General features: G+C 68.0%; 7 protein-coding genes. All 7 read right to left on the bottom strand.

Features of this window, described 5'->3' with window-relative positions; all coding sequences use genetic code 11:
* Window positions 1-528: beta-ketoacyl synthase N-terminal-like domain-containing protein (locus A9X04_RS25490; RefSeq protein ID WP_304442413.1), on the bottom strand; the 528-nt coding region annotated here is incomplete at its 3' end.
* Window positions 525-1,796 carry a beta-ketoacyl synthase gene (locus A9X04_RS25485; protein WP_067926791.1) on the bottom strand — a complete coding sequence of 424 codons (1,272 nt, stop codon included), beginning with the start codon at window positions 1,794-1,796 and terminating at the stop codon, window positions 525-527. The genes A9X04_RS25485 and A9X04_RS25490, both read right to left, overlap by 4 nt.
* Window positions 1,793-1,918 (bottom strand): hypothetical protein, encoded by a 126-nt coding sequence (locus A9X04_RS32000; RefSeq protein ID WP_255396502.1) that lies wholly within the window; start codon window positions 1,916-1,918, stop codon window positions 1,793-1,795. Before A9X04_RS32000 ends, A9X04_RS25485 begins: the two co-directional genes overlap by 4 nt.
* Window positions 1,908-2,411 carry a holo-ACP synthase gene (acpS, locus tag A9X04_RS25480; RefSeq protein ID WP_067926788.1) on the bottom strand — a complete coding sequence of 168 codons (504 nt, stop codon included), beginning with the start codon at window positions 2,409-2,411 and terminating at the stop codon, window positions 1,908-1,910. The genes A9X04_RS32000 and acpS overlap by 11 nt, the downstream gene beginning before the upstream one ends.
* A gap of 61 nt (window positions 2,412-2,472) precedes the next feature.
* Entirely contained in the window at window positions 2,473-2,886 is a 414-nt protein-coding gene (locus A9X04_RS25475) for an acyl carrier protein (RefSeq protein WP_067926785.1), read from the bottom strand.
* A 7-nt stretch (window positions 2,887-2,893) separates the two neighbouring features.
* On the bottom strand, window positions 2,894-3,931 hold the full coding sequence (fabD, locus tag A9X04_RS25470) for an ACP S-malonyltransferase (RefSeq protein ID WP_082975248.1): 1,038 nt from the start codon (window positions 3,929-3,931) through the stop codon (window positions 2,894-2,896).
* 137 nt (window positions 3,932-4,068) lie between these two features.
* The gene (locus A9X04_RS25465) at window positions 4,069-5,949 is read right to left on the bottom strand and encodes an AfsR/SARP family transcriptional regulator (RefSeq protein WP_231985820.1); all 1,881 of its coding nucleotides are present in this window, start codon (window positions 5,947-5,949) and stop codon (window positions 4,069-4,071) included.
* Window positions 5,950-6,000 lie beyond the last annotated feature (51 nt).

Genomic DNA, 6,000 nt, shown 5'->3' with positions numbered 1-6,000 from the left:
CACCGCGCCGGCCGGCAGCCCCTCGACGAAGAACAGCGGCGGCATGATGCGATCGCCGTGCCGCGCAAGATGTGCGAGGTCGGCGGTACCGTCTGGACGGCGGATGGTTTTCAGCTCCTCGATCAGCTGCTCAGCGCGCCCGAGCGACTTATTGCCCCCGAGATAAAGGCCGGCCCGATGGCCGAGCTCGTCGCCGCCAGTCTGGGTGTGCGGCAGGTCCGCGTCGTCGAGGGCGAGCCTGGCGGCGGCCAGCGCCAGGCAGTCGCCTCGGTTGATGGTGCGCAGCTGGCGCCTGGTGGCGAACCGGGCCGCGTCGAAATCGGCGATTTCGCCACCCAGTCGGGTTTGCAGCGGCGACGGATCGTAGGCCCTGATCGGGCCAATCCCAGACTTGCCGGTCACCAGGGCCTTCCAGTTGGCCTCGGGGCCCTCGCCCAGCGCGGTCAGCACTCCGATACCACTGATGACGACCTGGCGCCCGGTGACGTTGTGCGGTGTTGTAGTTCGGATTCGCTGCGCGGTCGTCATCGCTCCTCCTCGTAGCGCCCCACGACTAGCCCGACGTTGGTGCCACCGAAGGCGAACGCGTTAACGAGGGCGTACCGCACGTCTCGCTCGCGAGCTGTGTTCGGGACGAAGTCGAGGCCGAGACGCCGGTCGGGTGCCTCCTGGTTGATGGTCGGCGGCACCACTGAGTTGTTGATCGCCCCGATGGCCGCCAACACGCTCAAACCGGCGGCCGCCGCGGTGAGATGACCGGCCATCGACTTGGGTGAACTAATCGCCAGCCGTTCGGCGGCGTCACCGAACACCTTCTTGATCGCAGTGGTCTCCGAGAGGTCGTTGCCCGGAGTGCTGGTGCCGTGCGCTACGACGTAGTCGATGTCGGCCGGCTCGAGACCGGCGTCCGCGATTGCCGCCTGGATGGATTCGATGGCTCCGCTGCCGTCCGGCGGCGAATCGGTTATCCGCCAGGCGTTCAAGCTGGTGCCGTAACCCAGGATCTCGGCAAGAATGCGCGCCCCGCGGGCCCGGGCCGCCTCCAGTTCCTCGAGCACTACGACGATGCCGCCCTCCCCGAGCACGAACCCGGACCGATTAGCGTCAAACGGGCGGCTGGCCCGCTCCGGGGCGTCGTTGTAGTCCTTCGTCAGTGCGCCCAGCAGGTTGAAGCAGAGCACGTCGAGCCAGGTCGTCAGCGAGTCATAGCCGCCGGCGAGCATGAGCGTCGCGTCGCCCTCCTGTAAGGCGCGAAACGCCTCCCCAATGGCGTGGCCGGAACTTGAGCAGGCCGTGGACAGGCCCATCATCGGGCCGGTCGCGTCAACCATCCGGGCCATGGCCGCCGCCGCGATGTTCTGGCTGTAGGCCAACGCGTCCGAGGGCGCGTACGGGATGAACGCGTCATCGCGACCCGTCTCGTCGCGCAGCGCGCCGACGTCCACCAGCCACTGCAGGTCCGGCCGGTCCACGCACGCCCCCATGGCCACGCCCATGTCCGCGCTGTCGTACGTCTCCTTGTCGACGGCCGCGTCGCGCAGTGCCTCCCAGGCAGCGGCCACACCGAAGGTGCCCGGCCGTAACAGATGGCGGAGACCGACCGAGCTGGGCACCACATCGCCGAGCGTGAAGTCCTTAACCTCGCCGGCGATGGTCACCTCGAAGCCGGTGGTGTCGATCGTGGTCAGCTGACCGACTCCGCTGCGCCCTTCGACCAATCCCTGCCATGTGCTCGGCGCGTCGTTGCCCAGCGGGGTCACGGCGCCCATGCCGGTCACGACTACCCTGCGGTTCATAGCACCGCCTCCGTCCGCGGCATCTGCTCGCCGTCGACGTGGCCCATCGGATGGAACCGCGCCATTTCGCCAGTCTTGGGCCGCCCCAGTCCGAGCTGCGCGGTCCGGCCGTCAAGCCTCATACCGATCGCCTCCTTCTGCCCTATCCGACTGCCCTGCCGGATCGTCTTCTTCCGCCGTATCTGGTGCGGGCTGGTGCTGTGTCCGAAACCCCGCGGGCGGGCGGCTCCCGTTAGGGGGCGGCGCCGAGGGGCAGGGCAGGCACACCAGGACGGCCTGAGCGACAGCGAGTCCTCCGCCGTGGCTCAGAGAGATGTCGATGTAGTCCATGTCTAGGGATCGGGCGACGACGGCCACCTCGCCGTACAGCCGCACTGTGGGGCGTCCGCCACGGTCATTGACGACCTCGATATCCGTCCACTCCATCCGCGGGCCCATCCCGGTCCCCAGGCTCTTGAGAACGGCCTCCTTGGCGGCCCACCGACATGCCAGGTGCTCGCCCACCCTTCTGCGCCGATAGCAGTAGGCCAGCTCGCGGGAGGTGAACACCCGTTCCCTCAGCTCGGGTTGCGAGGTCATCAGCTCCTCTATCCGGGCCACTTCGACCAGGTCCACACCGGTCCGCACCCGCAGTGGCGACGGGGCGGAGCGGTCTGGCGGCCGCCCCTCCCCCGTTTCACACTGACGCTGTGGAGCGGGCAGCACGCTCGGTCACCAGATCCGTCAGGTTCTGAACGGTGAACAGGGTCAGCACCTCGTCCGCCGAGAGCTTGCCGGCCAGTTCCTCCACATCGATCTGCGGCAGCGACTTCTTGAGCTGAGCCAATCCGACCTCGTTGATGATGTCGTTCTCGTCGGCGAATTCCTCGTCGGGTATGCCGCCCTGGAGCAGTTCGGCCATGTCCGCGACCTTGATCTTTACGCCCGACGCCTTTTCGATGCGGAACAGGACGTCGAGCAGGTCGATGGACTCGGCGTCCAGGTCACCCAGCAGGGTGGCCTCGGGTACGACCTCCTCGATGTCGACGCCTAGCGCGGCGGCGACTGCCTCCTGGACGACGGTGTCGAGGTTCTTTTCCTGTTGAGACATATGTTCTTCACCCTTCTTGGATCACTGCTGCTAATGGATGGGCCGGGCTGTTGCAGGCCGTCGACGGGCCAGCATCCGGTGCCAGTTCGCGGTAGAGCGCCGTCAGGCGACGCGGGTCTCCAGTGGAGCGGATGCAGACCTCTCCGAGCGTTCGCCGGGCGAGTCCGCTGAGCACGCGGCCCGGGCCAATCTCCGTGTACGCGCTGACCGGGTGCTTTGCGGCCGTGCGCAGCACGTCGACCCAGCGGACCGGTCCGGTGAGCTGACCGCGCAGCAGTTCCCGGGCCTCCTCGCCCGAGCGAACGTAGGTGCCGGTGACCGAACTGATCACCGGCAACGTGGGGTCAGCGAACCGCTTGGCAGCGAGGGCCTCGGTGAACCGCTCTTTGACCGCGGCCATCAGCGAGCAATGGAAGGGTGCACCAACGTCCAGCGGCGCGACCCGCTCGGCGTCAGCGTCCAACGCGGCCCGGCTAACTTCCGCGACGGCGCGGGCATGGCCCGAGATGACCGTCTGCAGCGGCTCGTTGTAATTCGCGACTTCGACCACGCCGACGTCGTCGGCGCTACGGCAGGCGGCCAGCACCTTGTCCGCGGGCAGGCCCATTATCGCCGCCATCGCGCCGGGCACCTCGCGAGCCACGTCGCCCATCAGTTGGCCGCGCAGCCGCACCAGCTCCAGGGCCGACTCGAGGGACAACACCCCCGCGGCGACCAGAGCCGGATACTCGCCGAGGCTGTGGCCCGCGATTACTGCGGGCCGGTAGCCGGCTGCCCGCAGCAGATCCCAGATGGCGAGGCTAGTCGTGGCGATCGCCGGCTGGGTGATCTCGGTTCGGGCGAGTTCCTCGGCACTTCCTGTCACGCAGATCTGCGACATCGGCAGGCCCAGGATCTCATCGGCATGGGCGAACAGCTGTTGGGCCGGGGGATAGGTGTCGAGCAGGTGGCTTGCCATGCCGGGGCGCTGCGAGCCCTGTCCGGTGAACATCGCTAGGCAACCCCGCGGCGTCTCGCGACTGACAGAGCCGGTCCGACTGGTCATGAGGTACTCCTCCCGCGACCCGGTGTGACGCTGGCGCAGCCAGCCGATCGCATTGGTAAGTGCTGCCGGGGTCAACCCTGGGGCACTGAGATGGGCGCAAGGCTGGAGCACGTCTTGACCGGGGGTGTAATAGCAGGTCAGCGCGCCAGACGGAGCTGCACCGCCTCCGTGGTCTCGTCGGCACGGTCATCCCTGAGCCCGCGCGCGAAACTGCGCTGTAGACCGTCGAGGCGGTAGCGGGTGTGGTGCTGGGCTACTGCGGACTCGGCCACCGTCAGAAAATGGGTCTCCACCAGTTTCTCGCAGGTGTCCTCGACTGCGGTGAAGTCCTTGCCGAGCCACTGGCATGCCAGATTTGCGTCGAACTCGGGCACCGCCAGATCGGCCAGGCAGCGGAGCGCTTCGCGGGCATCGGCGGGCAGCGTCTCGTACGACGCCATGAAGCAGGCGCGCACGCTCAGTGAGCTGTGGGCCAGCTCGTCCAGGCGCCGGGCCTCCTCACTGAGCCGTTCCGCGTAGCGACGCAGCGACCAGTGGGGACGGATGTTGAGCCGCACGGCCGCAGCGCGCAGCGCAAGCGGCAGCCCGCCACAATACCGGGCGACCGCTGCGGCCGCGGCCGGCTCCCGGTTGACGCGCTCCTTGCCAAGTACGTGGGTCAGGAGCCGCACACTGTCGCCGGGCGGCAGGGCCGTCAGCTGTATGACGCAGGCGCCGGGCCGAGCGCTGAGCCAGCCTCTGCTGGTGATCAGTACCGCGGTGGCTCGGCTGCTCGGCAGCAGAGGCTGCACCTGGTCATCGTCGACGGCATCATCGAGTATGAGCAGCAGCCGACGCCCGGCCAGAGCCAGCTGGTAGACCTCGGAACGCTCGTCTGGGTCGGTCGGGATGCGATCGTGATCCGTCCCCAGGGCCCGCAGCAGCCGACCCTGAACCGCGTAGGGGTCTGCCGGATGCGCGCCGCTGCGGCGCAGCGCCGCATACAGCTGCCCGTCCGGGAAGGCGGACCGGTGTCGATGCCCCAGGCGCACGGCCAGCGCGGTCTTGCCGACACCTCCCCCGCCCACTACCAGCACGACTGGGGGCTGTGAGGCCGTCGGCCGCGTCAAGGCTCTCTCGGCCACGTCGAGTTCCCCGGCCCGCCCGATGAAGTCAGGTAGGTCGAGCGGAAGCATCTGCGGGACAACCAGGGTCGGCCGGGAGACCTCGACGACCTGGTGCGTCTCCGCACTGCGCAGGTCGCCGCTTCGCTCGGGCGCCGGTGTGGGATCGACCGCTTCGCCACGCAGGATCGTTTGATAGAGCTGCTGCAGCCGCCGCGACGGATCCGTACCGAGTTCCTTGGCGATCAGCTGGCGTATCGACTCATAGCGCTCAAGGGCGTCGACTGTGCGGCCCTCAATGTAGAGCGCGAGCACCAGGCGTTCGCATAGCTGCTCGGAGAGTGGGTCGTTCAGCATCGCATTCCGGAGCTCCGCGAGAACGGCGCTCGGGCGCCCGAGCCGAATCTCGGCATCCGCCCACTGGCAGAGCGCCTCGCTGTGCAGCTGCCGCAGCGTCTGCCGGACCCCGTCCGCCCACTCGCTATGCATGCCGACCAGTGCGTCACCCCGCCACATCTTCAGCGCCTGCTGGAGCAGCGTGCTGCGTTCCTGGTCGTCCACCCCCTCCTGCTGCGAGCTCTTGAGCAGCCGACGGAACCGCACGAGATCCACGGCGCCGAGATCGGTCGAAACCAGATAGCCGGCCGGCGATCTGACCAGGCTAATCGGCTCGGGCAGCGCCGCCGAGGCCTGAGCTAATGCGCGGCGCAACCGGGTAACGTACGTATAGACGACGTTACGGACTTCTGCCGGCGGTCGGTCCCCCCATACGCGGTCGACAAGGGACTCCAGTGGCACCGGCCGTCCAGCGTCAACCAGCAAGGCGCCGAGGATAGAGCGTTGCCGCGCAGGGCCGATATTTGCCAATGAGCTGCCCGTCCAGAGCTCTATCGATCCCAGTATTCGGAGCTCCATACCCGGATGTCCCCCTCTCAGCTCCATACCCGGATGTCCCCCTCTCGGATT

Source organism: Mycobacterium sp. E3247, assembly GCF_001667785.1.
GTDB lineage: Bacteria > Actinomycetota > Actinomycetes > Mycobacteriales > Mycobacteriaceae > Mycobacterium.
This window is presented reverse-complemented; position numbering and strand designations above follow the sequence as displayed.